The sequence below is a fragment of the Deltaproteobacteria bacterium genome, assembly GCA_016178705.1.
Lineage (GTDB): Bacteria > Desulfobacterota > Binatia > HRBIN30 > JACQVA1 > JACOST01.
In genome coordinates, this window is sequence record JACOST010000030.1 from 46,928 (window position 1) to 62,422 (window position 15,495).

Sequence of the window (15,495 nt, forward strand, 5' to 3'; positions counted from 1 at the left end):
TCAGATAGCACGTCGAAAACCAAATGCTCAAGTGAGATTCAACACGTTATGATCGAACTTGACGCGGTAGACTGTCCTGGGCCTGGTCCGTAGTCGTGTGCGCACTGGTCGTGGCCGGGGCGTCGGCCGGCCAAAATGGACCGAACTGGAACCATTGCGTCGGGAACTCGCGCACGATCGCTTCGAACTCGCCGACCACTTCGGCCATGACGCGGTCGAGCGCGTGACTATCACGGGCTTCGCGAGCGAGCCGGAAGCGCCCGCCGACTCGAATCTCGTAGTGACGAGTGCCGAGCCGCGGAATGAAGACGGGGACCACCGGCGCCCGGGCGAGCCGTGCCAGCACGAACGGCCCCGACGGAAATGGCGCCAGCGCGCCAAAGAACGGCACCAGCCGCGCACCGCCGGGGCCGAGCATGCGGTCAAGCTGGATGGCGACGATCTCGTTTTGGCGCAGCGCGCGGATCATGTTGAGCGACGAGAACACCGAGCTGTCGCTGAACAGCACCCGGACGCCCGCCCGTTCGCGGGCGGCGCGCACGTACTCTTGGGTCGTGGCGTTCATCTCGCGAGCCATGACCACGTTGATCGGCCGCTGATAGTCGCGCAGGGTCTTGGCGGCGATGTCCCAATTGCCAAAGTGGCCGGTGACGACGACGGCTCCGTGCCCGTCGCGCAGCGCTTCGGCGAGCGGATCGTGCGCCGGTAACTCGAGTCGAATCGGATGCGGGCGCGGGCCGTAGTACTCCATCGTTTCGGTGAAACAGTGCGCGAATTGCGCGAACATCTGGAGCGCCATCAACCCGGCGGATCGCGGGTCGCTCTCATTCAGGATGCGCCGCAGGTTGGCAGTCGCACCGCGGCGATTGCTGCCGACCAGTGTGAAGATGATCGCGGCGATCGCCGGTGGCGAATAGTGCTTCCACCATTCGGGGCCATAGACGCATCCGAGGTAGGCAAACTTCCGCCACCACAGCCCATCGAAACGAAGTGCTTGCCCCAGGCGCGCGAGTGAAGGTGAGGCGACACTCATCGCGGTTCAGCTAACACAGAGCGCCGGAGAGGGGAATGCCGCGCATGTCGAGAAATGCGGGCAGAGAAGCAAGACCGCCGCGCGTTGACATGTCCGCCGCTGCGGCACAGGGTACCTCCGATGCCAGACGTCGCGGTGCTGATTCCGGCGCTCAATTGCGAGCGTACGATAGCTGACGTAGTAACTGGCGCGCGCCGATTCATTGCCACGGTGCTGGTGGTCGACGATGGTTCGCGGGACGCGACCGGCGAACGCGCCGCCGGCGCCGGCGCTGAGGTCGTGACCCATCCGCGCAATCGCGGCAAAGGCGCCGCGCTGCAGACCGGCCTGCAACTACTCGCCCGCCGCGGCTTCGACCGCGTGCTCACCATGGATGGTGACGGGCAACACCTCAGCGCCGAGATCCCCGTGCTGCTGCGCGCTTCAGACGCGGCGCCCGCGGCCATCGCAATTGGCGCACGCCAGTTCGAAGCGGTGGCGATTGCTCCGCTGAAGTTGTTTGGCAACCGGTTCGCCAATCGCTGGGTCGAGATCGCCTGCGGTCAGCGGCTGCCGGATACGCAATCGGGGTTCCGCGTCTATCCGTTGCGCCGGACGCTGGCGCTCGGCGCGCGCGCAGAGCATTTCGCCTTCGAGACCGAAGTGCTCATTCGGGCGGCGCGCGCCGGCCTCACGATCCGTTCGGCGCCGGTCGATGTGTACTATCCACCAGCGGATGAGCGCGTGAGTCACTTCCGCCCGTTCCTCGATACGGTGCGCATCATCTTCGTGGTCTTGGGATTGATCTTTCGGATACGGTGACGCGCGTTTCGATCAGGCCGCCTACGCGGCTGATGCGGTGGTGCGGTCGCCGAGTTCGCTGGCGATCACCTCGCGGACTTCTTGCATGAGCTGATTGACCTCTTTGTGCGCGAAGCTGGCCGCGGGGATTTCCGGCAGCACGCGGATGCGGATCGCGTGCCGGCCTTGCAACACGAAGCCACGCTTCGGTAGCGCGCGCGATGTCCCCCACACCACGATCGGGAGGATCGGCGCCGCGGTTTGCAAAGCCAGTTCGAAGGCGCCCGGTTTGAAGGCACGCATGTGGCCGTCGGGCGAGCGCGTGCCTTCGGGGAACATCATGATCGAGCTGCCCTGCGCGATCGCGTCGCGACACGCGCGCATCATCCGCTCGATGCTCTTACGATCGCCACGCCGCAGCTTGATGTAGCGGTTGAGCGCCATGTTCCAGCCGATGGCCGGCACCCGGAAGTTCTCGACCTTCGACACCCACTTGAAGTGCTTGAACAGCCGAAAGAGCACCAGAATATCGAGCAGCGATTGGTGATTGGCCACCATGACATAGGCCACGCCGGCGCGAATCCGTTCGCGCCCTTCGATGCGCACGCGCCACACCGGATTGAGCCAGGTGTAGAGCGAGGCCCAGAAGCAAGTGAATTGGTGGAGGAGCGCCAGTCTGCGATCGAACAGCACGGTTGTCGCCCAGATCACTAGGGCGAATGGAAACAGCAGGAGCGAACTCACAACCAGAAAAAGCCAGAACAGGAGCGAGAGCGCGCGCGCTAGCATCGCCGCCTTCTACACTGCCCGGTCGGCGGAGGCCAGCGGCAAGAGGAGTAAGGTGCCAAGATGAAGGTTGCGAAGGCCGGACAAAACTCGAACGTGATGTCTTGAGGCTGCCCTTCGTGTGCGGAGCGGCGCCAGCGGTCTACGCCTGCTGACGTGGTTGCGTCTTCTCCGCGAAGTCGCGCGCTTGCAACTCGAAGTCGGCTGGGTTGCGACAGTGTGCCAGCGCTTCCACATAGGTGATGTGGCCCTCGCGAAACAGTGCTGTCACGGACTGATCGAACGTCTGCATGCCGTAGGTGTTGTGCCCCTGTGCGATCACTTCGGGTAGATCGCGCCCACGCTGCTTCTCGATGTACTCGCGTACCCGGGCGCTGCCGACCAACACTTCGACCGACGGGACCAAGCCCTTGCCATCGGCGCGCTGGATCAAACGCTGACTGACCACGCCGCGCAGCACGCTCGCCAACACGAGGCGAATCTGCTCGCGTTGATGTTCGGGAAAGGCGCTGATCGTGCGCAGCACCGTCTCCGATGCATCGACGGTGTGCAGCGTGCTCAGCACCAAGTGGCCGGTCTCCGCCGCGATGATCGCGGTCTCGATGGTTTCGAGATCGCGCATCTCCCCGACCATGATGACGTCCGGGTTCTGGCGCAACGCCGAGCGCAAGGCGGACGGGAAATCGCCGACGTCTTCACCGATCTCGCGCTGACTGATGATCGACAGGCGCTCATTGTGGACGTACTCGATCGGATCCTCGATGGTGATCACGTGGCGGGCGCTGACTTGGTTGATGTGTTCGATGATGGCGGCGAGCGTAGTGCTCTTGCCACTGCCGGTCGGGCCGGTCACCAGCACCAGCCCGCGCCGCTCGCTCGCCAAGCGCTCGACCACGGGGGGCAGGTTGAGTCCGGCGATGGTGCGAATTTCACGCGGGATGATGCGCAAGACGATGCCGATCTTCCCACGTTGGCGAAAGACGTTGACGCGGAACCGGCCGAGGCCGACGTGGTCGAAGGCGAGGTCTGCGTGCCGTTCGGTGGCGAAACGCATGCGATGGGCGTCGTCGACCAGAATCTCATTCGCCGCCTCACGCACTTCTTCAGCCGAGAGAGGCTCGGCGTCTTCCATCGGGCCGAGATTGCCGCCGGCGCGAAACATCGGGCGCATCCCGTCCTTGAGGATAACGTCGGATGCTTCCCGTGTGAGCGCAGCATCGAGAATGTCTGTCAGCGTCATGGTGGCGTCTCCGTCTTGCGTCCAGATTATCGCGCTGGCTGAGAAATACCAGTGCTAAGTCGCAAAGTCGTATGCCGCGGCTTTCGCATTTGCTGCCAGCCCGATAGGCTCGACCCATGCTTGATCGAGATGAAATCCAGCATCAGTTCGTGGCGGCCAACGGCCTGCGCTTCCACGTGGCGTCATGCGGCACCGGCGATCGCCTCGCGCTGTGTCTGCATGGATTTCCCGAGTGTTGGTATTCGTGGCGCCATCAACTGCCGCTGTTGGCGCGGCTGGGGTACCGCGCTTGGGCGCCCGACCTGCGCGGGTATGGCGAAAGCGATCGGCCACTCCACCGCGAGGACTACGCGGTCGAGCGCTTACTCGACGATGTCGCGGGTCTGATCGACGCGGCGCAGGCGCGCTCCACGATCATCCTCGCGCACGACTGGGGCGCGATCATCGCGTGGTACTTCGCGCTGCGCCAACTGCGACCGCTCGATCGCCTGGTGATCATGAACGTGCCGCATCCGGCCGTCATGGATCGTGCGATCCGCCGCCCGCGTCAGATGTTGCGCTCGTGGTACGTGTTGTTGTTCCAGATTCCGCGCCTACCCGAGGCGCTGCTGCGCGCGCGGAACCATCGCGCGATCGGCGATGCGTTCCGCAACTCAGCCGTCGACAAGTCTCGCTTTCCCGACGACGTGCTGCGGGTCTACCGCGATCACGCGGCACGACCCGGCGCGCTCACCGCGATGATGAACTACTACCGCGCGCTGGTGCGTGGCGGCGGTGCGGAGCGCCAACGCCAACTCGGCTATCCGCCGATCGAGATTCCGACGCTGATGATCTGGGGCGAACGCGACGTGGCACTCGGGAAGGAAACCACCTACGGCACCGACGCCTTCGTGCCGAACCTGACGCTGCGCTACCTACCCAACGTGTCGCACTGGGTCCAGCAAGAGGCACCCGAGACCGTCAACGCGATGCTCGAAGCGTGGCTGTCCGGGCAGACCGTGCCTGAAGCCGCGTGAAGGAGATCGGCGCTTGTCGCTGACGGTGGCCCGTGGCAGAGTCGGGGCGTGACCGCTCCACCGATTGTACTCGCGAGTCCGCGCGGATTCTGCGCCGGGGTGTCGTACGCCATCGACATCGTCGACCTCGTCTTGGAGCGCTACGGGCCGCCGGTCTATGTACGCCACGAGATCGTCCACAATCGCTACGTCGTCGAGAAGCTGCGCAGCCAAGGGGCGCGGTTTGTGGAAGAGCTGGCCGACGTTCCCGACGGCGCCCTGCTCATCTTCAGCGCCCACGGTGTGGCGCCGGCTGTCCGCGACGAGGCGCGCACGCGCAATCTCCGCGTGGTCGACGCGACGTGTCCGCTGGTGACGAAGGTCCATGTTGAAGTCCTGCGCTACGCGCGCGACGGCTACGACATCCTGCTGATCGGTCATCGCGGCCACGTCGAGGTCATCGGCACCTTGGGCCACGCGCCGGAACGCATGCAGTTGATCGAATCGGTGGTCGATGTCGAGCGGGTGAACGTGCGCGATCCCGAACGCGTGGCCGTGGTGACGCAGACCACACTGTCGGTCGACGACACGCGCGCGATCATCGAGGCAATCCGGCAGCGCTTCCCGCACGCGCACACGCCGCGCAAGGACGACATCTGCTACGCCACGCAAAATCGCCAAACGGCGGTGAAGGAACTGGCGCGCCAAAGCGATCTGGTGTTGGTGATCGGCTCACCCGCCTCCAGCAACGCCAACCGCCTGGTCGAGGTCGCGCGCAACGAAGGCACCCCTGCGCGCTTGATCGAAGCCGCCGGCGACATTGATGCGGCGTGGCTGCGCGATGTGCGCGCCGTCGGCCTCACCGCCGGCGCCTCGACTCCCGAAGCCTTGGTCGAAGCCACCATCGCGTGTTTGCAATCGCTCGGCTGTGGCGCGGTGCGCGATCTGACTACCGCGATCGAGAACGTGACCTTTCCCCTCCCGCGCGAGTTGCGCGAACCGGCTGCGCGAGATGTCCCGTTGTAGGGGCGCACGGCGTGCGCCCTCGATACGATTGCTGCGCGATCTACTCGGGCAAACGGACCTGGAATCGATAGGAAGAAACCGCTTCCCCGAGTAACCGCACCGAGGAGCGGCCGAAGGCTGCGTATCGAGGGGCGGCGTATCGAGGGGCGAGTGCGAAACCGCTTACGGACGCAGGCTGAAGCCTGTGGCTACGGGAGAAGTGACGAAACATCATGGGTCGTGACGCACGACCCCGGACGGTGTGCCTACGCTGGTGAGCCACAATTGGTGAACGGCGCGGGTTGCGCCGACGTGGAGTAGGCGGCGCGCGGCCGGCGTGTCAGGAAAGTTCGTATTGCTCACTTCGATCAGGATAACGTAGTCAAACTCCAATCCCTTCACCTGCTCGATCTCGGTGACCTCGATGCCGGGGGCGAAGGTGAAGTCCTGATTCTCCACTTGCCGCACACGCGGCACTTCGCTGTTCGCCAGGCCCCGGTAGTAGATCGCACTGAGTTCGCGCGACGGAGTCAGCAAGGCAACCGATGCCAGCCGTTCGCTTTCGGCGAGGTGCTTCAGCGCGTCGGCCAGGAACGCGACGCAGGCGCCGTGATCGGTGAAGCGAAACAGTTCCACCGGCGGGCCGGCGCGCGTGGTCAGCGGCGGCTGGTCATCCTCACGTAGGTCGCCGAGCAGTCCGACGGCAAACGTCATGATCTCGCGCGTGCAGCGGTAGCTGATCTGCAATGTGCTGACTTCGGTACCTGGCAAGCCGAGATGCATGAAGAACTCGGCCCACGAGGTGAAGCCCGAGTCTTTGACGACATGCTGCTGGGTGTCGCCGGCGAGCGTAATGCTGCGATGCGCGTCGAGGCAATCGAGCAGAACGCGGACCTCGACCGGCGAAAAATCCTGCACCTCGTCGATCGCGATGTGTCGATAGCGCAGGGTCGAAGTCGTGCGCCCGGGCAATGCCCCAATGCGCAACTGCCACGCGCGCAGCAGCAGCGCGTGGTCTTCGTCGTCCAACTCGGCGTGAGTCTTGGCCTCGCCGGCGAGCCACGCACTCAGTTCGTCGTAGCGCAGGCGATTCCAGTCGGTGGCGCGCTGAAGCGCCTCGGTACTGAAGGCGGTGGGGTCACGCTCGGCGAAGATCGGTTGCAGGAATCCGGGCTGGCACAAGACACTCACCCAGTCGTCAATGACTTGTTCGGGCGTCGGCGGTCCGTCGACGCGCGCGACTTGGCGTTCGAGCGCGACCAACACCGCCGGGTGCAGCTTGAGGCGCTGGACTACGGCGGGCGTATCGTCGCGCGTCGCGCGCGGCAGCATGGGAAAGAGCCGGCGCACTTGGTCGGCGGCCCACTCGTGAAACGTGCGCACCGGCACGCGCTGGACGCCCAGCGCCGGCAGCACGTGGCTGACGTAGTCGCGCAGCGCGGGCGAAAACACGATGACCACGGTGTCCGTCGAATCGACTGTGGGATCGTCGAAGGCGAGATAGGCGATGCGGTGTAGGGCAACGGTGGTCTTGCCCGACCCCGCGGTGCCGCGGATCACCACAAATCCCGACGACGGCTTGGTGATCAACTCGAACTGCTCCGGATCGAGCAACCCGGCGATGTCGGGAAGGTGCTTGTCGTGGCGCAACTGCGATCCGTGCGGGTCGGTACCGAGGCGGCGATGGTCGGCATCGCCGCTGGCATGGGCGCGCAACGCGGCGCCCTCGCCGCCGGCGAGTCGCGGTGGTTCACTAGCGCGCTGGTGCCAGCCGGTCGGCGCACTCGGCTCCACCGAGAAGACGCCTTCGGGGGCTTCGACGCGCTGCAGCGTTTGCTCGCGAATGGTCACCGTGCGGCGCGCCAGCACGGTGCCGCTGCGCTCGCGTCCGGCGATGGTTTCCTCGTACTCGTCACCTTGCTGATAGCGATAGAAGATGAGCGAGACCGGCGCGTGGCGCCAATCGACGATGTGCACGCCGCGTTGCAGATGGGTTGCGGTGCCGAGCAGAATGTCCTGCTCGCCGCTGTCGTCGCGCACGCGCAGGTGCGCGAAGTACGGCGAGCTGCGGTTGACCCGCGGCGCTTGGCGCGAAGTCCGCACCTGATCCAGCAGCGCCGATTGCCGATGCCACTGCTGCTGCAGCGCGGGTTGATCCTCCGTCTTCTCCCCGCGCAGCATCTCGCGCAGCCGTTCGAGATCCGCAACCAGCGCGGCTTCCGACGGTCCCGTCGCCTCGGGCTCCTTGAGCACCGCGACGACGCGCGCGAGCACGTCGAGTTCTTCGTTGACGATCGGATGAGGCACAGGGCCGCGATGCTACCGGGTTCGCGGCGGCGGGTACAGTGGCCGGGCGGAGCGCTCTTCGTTCGTGCGTGCGTGGCATGTAGGAATCCGCCGCGCGCTGGTCTAGCATCGCCGGCCACTGGTGCCCGCGAATGGATTTGCGAACGCTCGGTCGAACGAATCTCACGGTGTCGCGCCTCGGCGTCGGCTTGGCGGCGCTGGGCCGCCCGGGCTACGCTAACCTCGGCCACGGCGCCGATCTCGCGTACGACTACGACGTGAACGCGATGGCGGCGCGCACACACGCGGTGCTCGATGCCGCGTGGGACGCCGGGGTGCGCTACTTCGACACCGCGCGCTCGTACGGCCGCGGCGAGGAATTTCTCGCGACGTGGCTGAGCACGCGACGCATTGCACCCGCCGCAGTCACGGTCGGTTCGAAGTGGGGGTACACGTACACCGCGGAGTGGCGTGTCGAGGCGGCGCAGCACGAAGTGAAGGATCACTCGCTTGGTGTGTTGCGCCGGCAGATCGGCGAGAGCCGCGCGCTGTTGGGCGCGCAGCTCGATCTCTACCAGATCCACTCGGCGACGCTCGACAGCGGTGTCCTCGACAACCATGCGGTGCTCGACGAACTCGCGCGACTGCGCGCGGAGGGCGTGGCGATTGGGCTGACGCTCAGCGGTCCACGCCAAGCGGATACGCTGCGCCGGGCGATGGCGATACGGATCGGCGGGGCTCCGCTGTTCGACTGCGTGCAAGCGACGTGGAACCTACTCGAAGGCTCCGCCGCGCCCGCGCTGCGCGCGGCGCACGCCGCCGGCCTCGGCGTCATCATCAAAGAGCCGCTCGCCAACGGCCGCTTGACCGATCGCAACATCGACGCGTCGTTCGCGGCGCAGCGGCGCGCGCTCGAACGCGTGGCGTCGCGGCTGCACACCACGCTCGATGCGCTCGCGTTGGCGGCCGTGCTGGCGCAGCCTTGGGTGGACGTGGTGCTCAGTGGCGCCGCGACCGTGCCGCACCTGCAATCAAACGTGACGGCCCTCACGGTGGCGTGGGACGAAGCGACGGCGGACAGTCTGATGGCGGTCGGCGAAACGCCAGAGCACTACTGGGCGACCCGCAGCCGGTTCCCGTGGAACTAGTCGCAAGGCGAAAAAGGATGAAACCGCCGATGCACGCCGATCAACGCCGATGCTGACTCCAGAGCGTATTGATGACCTCCCTACAATTTTGATTCCGATGAGGGGCGCGATTCCCATGCTTCCCTTCCTAAGGTCTTCGTCGGCGTGCATCGGCGTCCGCCGGCGGTTCCATGTTTCTTGGGAACGAGGCTCATGAGCACAGGAGGCGAGAGCGAATGGCGGAAACAGATCAAGTCATGAACGGGCGAACCTGCCTGATCACCGGTGCGACCTCCGGCATTGGCCGCGCGACGGCGATCGAATTGGCACGCCGTGGCGCCACGCTGGTGTTGGTGGCCCGCGATCGTGGCCGCGGCGAAGATACGATGCGCGAGATTCGCGAACGCACCGACAACCGCCAGGTGACGCTGCTGCTCGCCGATCTCTCGTCGCAGCAATCGATCCGAGAGTTGGCACGCGCGTTCCTGGCGACCAACCGGCCGTTGCACGTGCTGCTGAACAATGCGGGCGTGGTCAACCTCGGGCGCAGCGTCACCGTCGACGGCATCGAGACGGTCTTCGCGGTCAACCATCTCGGGTACTTCCTGCTCACCAACCTCCTGCTCGATCGGCTCAAGCAGAGTGCGCCGGCGCGCATCGTCAACGTCGCTTCCGAAGTGCACAAGATTGGCGGGCTGAACTTCGACGACCTGCAGAACGAGCGGCGCTTCCGCAGCATGGGCGTCTACGGCCAGTCGAAGCTGGCGAACATTCTGTTCACCTACGAACTCGCGCGCCGTTTGGCGGGCAGTGGTGTCACGGTGAACTGTCTGCATCCAGGCGCGGTGGCCACCGGGTTGGGAAAGAACAACGGGGCGTGGGCGCAGGTGCTGATCCGTATTCTTGGAACGTTCTTCCGTACGCCGGAGCAGGGCGCGGCGACTTCGATCTACTTGGCGTCTTCGCCGGCTGTCGCCGGCGTCAGCGGCAAGTACTTCATGAATAGCAAAGAGCGGCGATCCTCAAAGGCCTCGTACGATGAAGCCGCGGCGAGGCGCCTGTGGGAGATCAGTGCGCAGATGACGGGGCTCGGTGCGTAGTCAGGCAGAAGGGGTGAGGCTTGAGTATTGACTATCCGCCGCATTCGGGTCGGCAGGGTGAAGGATTGAGCTAGGAGATGCATAAGCGGACGTCAGAGTGGAAGATGCGAGTGACCGCGACGGGCGTGTTGCTGCTCGCGTGCCTGCGCGCCGATGCGCCGGCGCAGGGTCCCGCACCATCACCACATACCGTTGACTTTAGTCAGAGCGACAATCTCAAGGCCGTGTTCGACGCGGGTCTACGTCCGTGGCGATTGGCGGGGCTTGAGAAGCGCAATTGCGATCTCGGGGAGGAGAATCTCAACATCACCCTTCCCAATGGCCGGCAGTTTGCGATCGATATTGTGAGTGCCTCCATCCGCGTACTCGATGGTAACGCATTGAGTTCTGTGGCTCTCTTCGGAACCACAGAGCCGGTGCCAAAGGCGGTTCAGCGCGTGAGAGAAATTTGTAGAGCGGCGGGGTTATCCGACAAGGATCTTGACCGGGTTGCCAATGACCTCGGTACAATGCCCGATCCTGCGAAGACTTGGTTTCAAGACGGCACGGTGAATGCGATCGGTGTGTCGGTGACCTTTCATCCAATGTACTACTTCCCGGACCGGGTCGAGGCGCAGGTTTGGGTGGAGTTGCAGTGGCGACGCCCTCAGGAGTCCGTAGAGTTCCTAAAGGGGCCGATTCAACCCCCACCGGGTTACGAGGGGGTGTCGATGGACTCACCGACAATGACCATACCAAGAACACCGACTGGTGAGCGTGCGCATTCCGCAACCGAGGCATCCGAGTAGCGCAGCGGAAGCAGATGTTCGAACGCTGTTGAATGACTTCATCCGTTCACCCTGAGCCTGTCGAAGGGTGTCTTCGCGTTCATCGACAGTCTCGCTCGCCGAAGGTGGCTGCGCCGTGGGTGCGTGCGCCGCGCCAGTAGCTCAGTGGAGGGTTTTCGCGCGGCGGCGTAGCAAGCGCAATGACGGGAACCCGAGCAGGAAAGTTTGCACTACCCAACCGATAGCGGAGTCGCGCAAGTCGAGCCGCTGCGTCAAGCGCAGCGCGTAGATCGCTTCGGCGAGATGCGTCAGCACGGCGCCGATGAAGATGAGTTGGATGATCGGTTGCGATAGCAGTGTGGTGACGTGACCGTGCCACAGTGCGTAAGCTTCGTCGCTGAACCCGAGCACGGCTGTCAGGCCGACGCCGCCGACGATGGTCACCCACCAGTGCAATTCGGGTCGCTCGATAGTGTCGCGGGCGGTTGGCATTGAGGTCTCTTACGATCAGCGTGGCGGTCGCGTCAACCTTGACGCGACTAGAGATGGTCCGCTGCAGCGAACCCTACGAAGACCGACACCTGCATTGGCCACGATGCGACAGAATACAGGCGCTGGGGTCATGGTTTGCCCGCACCAGTTGCGCGGTTAGAAAAGGTCTCAACGTGCCAATCCCAACGTCATTGAGAATTCGGTTTGGGAGGGCGAGGCTTCCGCCGAGCCGCCGCACCATCACCGCGTCGGCGGCTCGCCGGAAGGCTCGCCCTCCCAGATTCGCCCACGGATCGATTGTCACATCGGGGTTGGTATAGGGTCCGTTGCGCGGACCTCGCCTCGATATCAATTGCACCGACGCTGCGCGCCGGATTCATCGGCGCACGGTTTTCTCCCGCATCCGAACCTGGTAGCAGTCGCGCACGATGCCGGTGCGGGTGCAGATCGCGGGGGTGTCGAGCCTCGACGAGTGCTTGGCGGCCGAACGCGCCGGGGCCGACGCGCTCGGCTTCACCGTCCGCTTGCCCACCGGTGTGCATGACGACCTCACCGAAGCGAAGGCGCGCAGCATCATCGCCGCGTTGCCGCCGTTCGTCAGCACTGTGTGCATCACGTATGTCGGCACGGCGCGCGAGGCGGTCGACCTCTGCCGCTACCTGGGCGTGAGCGCGCTGCAATTGCACGGAGCTTTCCCTACGCACGAACTACCGCTCATTCGCGCGGCGCTGCCGCACCTCAAATTGATCCGCGCGGTACACGTGACTGATGAATCGGCCATCGCGCAGGCCCGCTCGCTCGATCGCCAAGTCGACGGCATCATTCTCGACACCTTCGACCCCGCCACCGGCCGCGGCGGCGCGACAGGCAAGACGCACGACTGGACCATCAGCCGCCGCATCGTCGAGACCGTGCGCTCACCGGTGATCCTCGCCGGTGGTTTGACGCCCGACAACGTGGCCAACGCGATCCGGCAGGTCGCGCCGTGGGGCGTGGACGTCCACACCGGAATCGAAGACGCCGACGGCAGCCGCAATCTGACCAAGCTGCGCGCGTTCGTGGAACGGGCGAAGTCGGTCGACGGATGACACGCTTTGCACAAGAATGGAGCGGACTCGCCACTCGTCATTCCGGCGCAAGCCGGAATCCAGGCTCGACCCCGCTAGCCCCGCCTGGATACCGGCTTTCGCCGGTATGACGAAGCCGCGGGATGGGCTTTGTGCAAGTAGTGGCACTGCGGATGTCGTCGCAAGCCGGAACCACGAAACGCCATCACCCATGAAACAACCCTGCGTGTATCTGTTGACCAGCGGTCGCAATGGGACACTGTATGCGGGGGTTACATCGGATATCGTCAAGCGCGTCTGGGAGCACAAGGAGAATCTCGCCGACGGATTTACGAAACGATACGCGGTCCACACGCTCGTCTGGTACGAGCTTCACGCCACCATGGAATCCGCCATTCGACGCGAAAAGGCGATCAAGGAATGGAAGCGGTTGTGGAAGATCGAGCTTATCGAGAAGGAAAACCCACAGTGGCGAGACTTGTACGAGGACTTGCCGTGACGGCCATGCCCGACGTGGAGGAAGACTGGATTCCGGCGTTCGCCGGAATGACGGCGGGAGAGTGCCGTACTGCCTCAGTATGCAGGGGTGCGTTTCACATTCTACCGATCATTGCCCTGTTGCTCTTGGGTACCTCAGCGATGAGCCGCGCGGCCGACGACAGCCTGGCGTCGGTGCGCGCGCGCGGTACGCTGCGTTGGGGCGGCGACATTCAAGGCGGCGAGCCGTACGCGTTTCAAGATCCGTCCGACTCGTCTCGACTAGTCGGCTTCGAAGTTGAGATCGCCGACGCGATCGCGCGCCGGCTCGGCGTACGGGCTGAGTTCGTGCAAAACGACTGGCAGAATCTCATTCCCTCGCTCGAACGCGGCGACTTCGACATGGCGATGAATGGCATCGAGGTCACGCCCGCGCGTGCGGCACGCGTGAGCTTCACCCGTTCGTACTACGCGTTCACCGAAACGTTGGTGGTGCGGCGTGACAACTCGACGGTGCGCGGTCTCGCCGATCTCCGGGGGCAACGGGTGGGCACCTTGAACGGCTCGTTCGGTCTCGATCTCATCAAGCAAGCGCCCGGCGTCGAGGCGGTGTTGTACGAAGGGGTCGAGGAGCCGTACATCGATCTCGAACAAGGCCGCCTCAGCGGCGTGGTGCTCGACAACATTATCGCTAATCGCTACGGCCTGGTGCGCGCGAGTCTGCGCGCCGCCGCCACCGTCGGCGAGGGCGTGTACGCGATCGCCGTGCGGCCGGCAGACCGCACGCTGCGGCAGGCGTTGGACGACGCGCTTGCCGCGATGGCTCGCGAGGGCGAGTTGCAGGCGATTCTCACGCACTGGCAGTTGTGGGACGCGCGCCAAGCGGCGCTGGCGACCGCCGAGACAGCGCCGGCGTTGCCGAGCACGACGGTGAATGCGACGCTGACTGGTGCGCACGTGGTCCTGTTTCTCCGTGGCGCCGGCTTCACCATCATCATCTCGTTGTTGGCGATGGCGTTGGCAGTGGCCGGCGGCCTGATCCTCAGCATCACCCGCCGGTACGGTGGCGTGGTCGTTCGCTCGGTTGCCGGTGTCTACGTCGAAGTGCTGCGCGGCACGCCGGTGCTGTTGCAACTCTACGTACTCTATTACGGCCTCGCACCGGTGCTACGGCTCAATGCGTTCACCGCGGCGGTGGTTGGACTCGGCATGAACTACGCGGCGTACGAATCGGAACTGTATCGCGCCGGGCTCGACGCGGTGCCGATCGGGCAGACCGAAGCGGCGTTGTCGCTGGGGATGTCGCGCGGGCTGACGCTGCGTCGCATCGTGCTGCCGCAGGCCTTGCGCGTCGCGCTCCCGGGGATCGCGAACGACTTCATCGCGCTGCTCAAGGACTCGTCGTTGGTCTCCGTCATCACCGTGGTCGAATTGACCAAGCAGATGACGATCACCGCCGTCGATGTGCGCGGCTGGTTCGCCCCGGGGCTGTTGTGTGCGGCGTTGTATCTCGCGTTGAGCTATCCGCTCTCGCGTCTGGCACGCCGCCTCGAGCGGCGCTTGCTGCCGGTGCCGACATGAGCGGCGCATCGGTTCTCAGCGTGCGCGCGCTGCACGCGCAGCGCGGTGATCGTGAAGTCTTGTGCGGCGTCGATCTATCGATCGATCGTGGCGAAGTGGTGGCACTGATCGGTCCGTCGGGCAGCGGCAAGACGACGCTGCTGCGCGCGCTCAACTATCTGACGCCGTTCAGCGCGGGCGAGGTCGACATCGCCGGTCATCGTCTGCGGCCGGCGATGAGCGAACGCAGCGACGCCGCCGCGCTGCGCGCGGTGCGCACGCGCGTCGGCATGGTGTTTCAAGCCTTCAACCTGTTTCCGCACCTGAGTGTACTCGACAACGTGATAGAAGCGCCGCGCCGAGTGCTGCATCTCGATGCCGGTGCCGCGCGCACACGAGCGCAGACATTGCTGGCTCGCGTGGGACTCGCCGATCGCGCCGACGCGTACCCAGCGGCGTTGTCCGGCGGGCAGCAGCAACGCGTGGCGATCGCCCGCGCATTGGCGATGGAGCCCGACGTGTTGTTGCTCGACGAACCGACGTCGGCGTTGGATCCACGGCTGGCCGGCGAAGTGCTAACCGTCATCGCTGACCTCGCGGCGGCCGGACAAACCATGGTGTTGGTCACGCACCAGATCGCCTTTGTGCGCCGGATCGCGCATCGCGTGTTGGTGCTGGCCGACGGAATGATCGTCGACAGCGGCGCGCCCGCCGACGTGCTCGACCCGCCCCGCACCGCGGCGACGCGTGAGTTGCTCGGGGTGGGCGTGTAGCGAGAAG

15 protein-coding genes are annotated in these 15,495 nt (G+C 65.0%); 10 read left to right on the forward strand and 5 right to left on the reverse strand.

Annotated features, from left to right (window positions below; all coding sequences use genetic code 11):
• Positions 1 to 46 precede the first annotated feature (46 nt).
• A complete protein-coding gene (locus HYR72_21245) occupies positions 47 to 1,033 on the reverse strand; it encodes a lysophospholipid acyltransferase family protein (GenBank protein MBI1817509.1) in 987 nt (328 codons plus the stop codon).
• A gap of 120 nt (positions 1,034 to 1,153) precedes the next feature.
• Between HYR72_21245 and HYR72_21250 the strand changes: the two genes are divergently transcribed.
• Positions 1,154 to 1,834 carry a glycosyltransferase family 2 protein gene (locus HYR72_21250; GenBank protein ID MBI1817510.1) on the forward strand — a complete coding sequence of 227 codons (681 nt, stop codon included), beginning with the start codon at positions 1,154 to 1,156 and terminating at the stop codon, positions 1,832 to 1,834.
• 21 nt (positions 1,835 to 1,855) lie between these two features.
• Here the strand turns inward: HYR72_21250 and HYR72_21255 are convergent, their stop codons facing one another.
• Both HYR72_21255 and HYR72_21260 read right to left on the reverse strand, forming a co-directional pair.
• Positions 1,856 to 2,602: a 1-acyl-sn-glycerol-3-phosphate acyltransferase gene (locus tag HYR72_21255; GenBank protein MBI1817511.1), complete on the reverse strand. Its 747-nt coding sequence runs from the start codon at positions 2,600 to 2,602 to the stop codon at positions 1,856 to 1,858.
• 139 nt (positions 2,603 to 2,741) lie between these two features.
• On the reverse strand, positions 2,742 to 3,839 hold the full coding sequence (locus HYR72_21260; GenBank protein ID MBI1817512.1) for a PilT/PilU family type 4a pilus ATPase: 1,098 nt from the start codon (positions 3,837 to 3,839) through the stop codon (positions 2,742 to 2,744).
• Positions 3,840 to 3,955: 116 nt separating this feature from the next.
• Between HYR72_21260 and HYR72_21265 the strand changes: the two genes are divergently transcribed.
• Positions 3,956 to 4,855 carry an alpha/beta hydrolase gene (locus tag HYR72_21265; protein MBI1817513.1) on the forward strand — a complete coding sequence of 300 codons (900 nt, stop codon included), beginning with the start codon at positions 3,956 to 3,958 and terminating at the stop codon, positions 4,853 to 4,855.
• Positions 4,856 to 4,903: 48 nt separating this feature from the next.
• Positions 4,904 to 5,860, forward strand: a complete 957-nt coding sequence (ispH, locus tag HYR72_21270) for a 4-hydroxy-3-methylbut-2-enyl diphosphate reductase (protein MBI1817514.1) — start codon at positions 4,904 to 4,906, stop codon at positions 5,858 to 5,860.
• A 210-nt stretch (positions 5,861 to 6,070) separates the two neighbouring features.
• Here ispH and HYR72_21275 read toward each other — a convergent pair whose 3' ends face one another.
• Positions 6,071 to 8,146, reverse strand: a complete 2,076-nt coding sequence (locus HYR72_21275; GenBank protein ID MBI1817515.1) for an AAA family ATPase — start codon at positions 8,144 to 8,146, stop codon at positions 6,071 to 6,073.
• Positions 8,147 to 8,277: 131 nt separating this feature from the next.
• Between HYR72_21275 and HYR72_21280 the strand changes: the two genes are divergently transcribed.
• The 3 genes from HYR72_21280 (at position 8,278) to HYR72_21290 (ending at position 11,140) form a co-directional block, all read left to right on the forward strand.
• Positions 8,278 to 9,273 (forward strand): aldo/keto reductase, encoded by a 996-nt coding sequence (locus tag HYR72_21280; protein MBI1817516.1) that lies wholly within the window; start codon positions 8,278 to 8,280, stop codon positions 9,271 to 9,273.
• A 236-nt stretch (positions 9,274 to 9,509) separates the two neighbouring features.
• Positions 9,510 to 10,352, forward strand: coding sequence for an SDR family oxidoreductase (locus HYR72_21285; GenBank protein ID MBI1817517.1), 843 nt, complete (start codon positions 9,510 to 9,512; stop codon positions 10,350 to 10,352).
• Between the two features lie 104 nt (positions 10,353 to 10,456).
• Entirely contained in the window at positions 10,457 to 11,140 is a 684-nt protein-coding gene (locus HYR72_21290) for a hypothetical protein (protein ID MBI1817518.1), read from the forward strand.
• Between the two features lie 141 nt (positions 11,141 to 11,281).
• On the opposite strand, the gene HYR72_21295 is transcribed toward HYR72_21290, so the two are convergent.
• Positions 11,282 to 11,611 carry a DUF4499 domain-containing protein gene (locus HYR72_21295; protein MBI1817519.1) on the reverse strand — a complete coding sequence of 110 codons (330 nt, stop codon included), beginning with the start codon at positions 11,609 to 11,611 and terminating at the stop codon, positions 11,282 to 11,284.
• A gap of 428 nt (positions 11,612 to 12,039) precedes the next feature.
• Between HYR72_21295 and HYR72_21300 the strand changes: the two genes are divergently transcribed.
• From HYR72_21300 to HYR72_21315, 4 genes are all read left to right on the forward strand, one after another.
• Entirely contained in the window at positions 12,040 to 12,699 is a 660-nt protein-coding gene (locus tag HYR72_21300) for a phosphoribosylanthranilate isomerase (protein ID MBI1817520.1), read from the forward strand.
• Positions 12,700 to 12,889: 190 nt separating this feature from the next.
• On the forward strand, positions 12,890 to 13,177 hold the full coding sequence (locus HYR72_21305) for a GIY-YIG nuclease family protein (GenBank protein MBI1817521.1): 288 nt from the start codon (positions 12,890 to 12,892) through the stop codon (positions 13,175 to 13,177).
• Between the two features lie 140 nt (positions 13,178 to 13,317).
• On the forward strand, positions 13,318 to 14,736 hold the full coding sequence (locus HYR72_21310; GenBank protein ID MBI1817522.1) for an ABC transporter permease subunit: 1,419 nt from the start codon (positions 13,318 to 13,320) through the stop codon (positions 14,734 to 14,736).
• Positions 14,733 to 15,488, forward strand: coding sequence for an amino acid ABC transporter ATP-binding protein (locus tag HYR72_21315; protein ID MBI1817523.1), 756 nt, complete (start codon positions 14,733 to 14,735; stop codon positions 15,486 to 15,488). Before HYR72_21310 ends, HYR72_21315 begins: the two co-directional genes overlap by 4 nt.
• Positions 15,489 to 15,495: the final 7 nt, after the last annotated feature.

Bases quoted from the DNA above. Each gene is read 5' to 3' on its own strand.
- HYR72_21280 (MBI1817516.1), top strand. From the start codon at position 8,278: ATGGATTTGCGAACGCTCGGTCGAACGAATCTCACGGTGTCGCGCCTC.
- HYR72_21310 (MBI1817522.1), top strand. From the start codon at position 13,318: ATGAGCCGCGCGGCCGACGACAGCCTGGCGTCGGTGCGCGCGCGCGGT.
- HYR72_21290 (MBI1817518.1), top strand. From the start codon at position 10,457: ATGCGAGTGACCGCGACGGGCGTGTTGCTGCTCGCGTGCCTGCGCGCC.
- HYR72_21250 (MBI1817510.1), top strand. From the start codon at position 1,154: ATGCCAGACGTCGCGGTGCTGATTCCGGCGCTCAATTGCGAGCGTACG.
- HYR72_21245 (MBI1817509.1), bottom strand. From the start codon at position 1,033: ATGAGTGTCGCCTCACCTTCACTCGCGCGCCTGGGGCAAGCACTTCGT.
- HYR72_21255 (MBI1817511.1), bottom strand. From the start codon at position 2,602: ATGCTAGCGCGCGCGCTCTCGCTCCTGTTCTGGCTTTTTCTGGTTGTG.
- HYR72_21285 (MBI1817517.1), top strand. From the start codon at position 9,510: ATGAACGGGCGAACCTGCCTGATCACCGGTGCGACCTCCGGCATTGGC.
- HYR72_21260 (MBI1817512.1), bottom strand. From the start codon at position 3,839: ATGACGCTGACAGACATTCTCGATGCTGCGCTCACACGGGAAGCATCC.
- HYR72_21300 (MBI1817520.1), top strand. From the start codon at position 12,040: ATGCCGGTGCGGGTGCAGATCGCGGGGGTGTCGAGCCTCGACGAGTGC.
- HYR72_21295 (MBI1817519.1), bottom strand. From the start codon at position 11,611: ATGCCAACCGCCCGCGACACTATCGAGCGACCCGAATTGCACTGGTGG.
- HYR72_21265 (MBI1817513.1), top strand. From the start codon at position 3,956: ATGCTTGATCGAGATGAAATCCAGCATCAGTTCGTGGCGGCCAACGGC.
- HYR72_21305 (MBI1817521.1), top strand. From the start codon at position 12,890: ATGAAACAACCCTGCGTGTATCTGTTGACCAGCGGTCGCAATGGGACA.
- HYR72_21315 (MBI1817523.1), top strand. From the start codon at position 14,733: ATGAGCGGCGCATCGGTTCTCAGCGTGCGCGCGCTGCACGCGCAGCGC.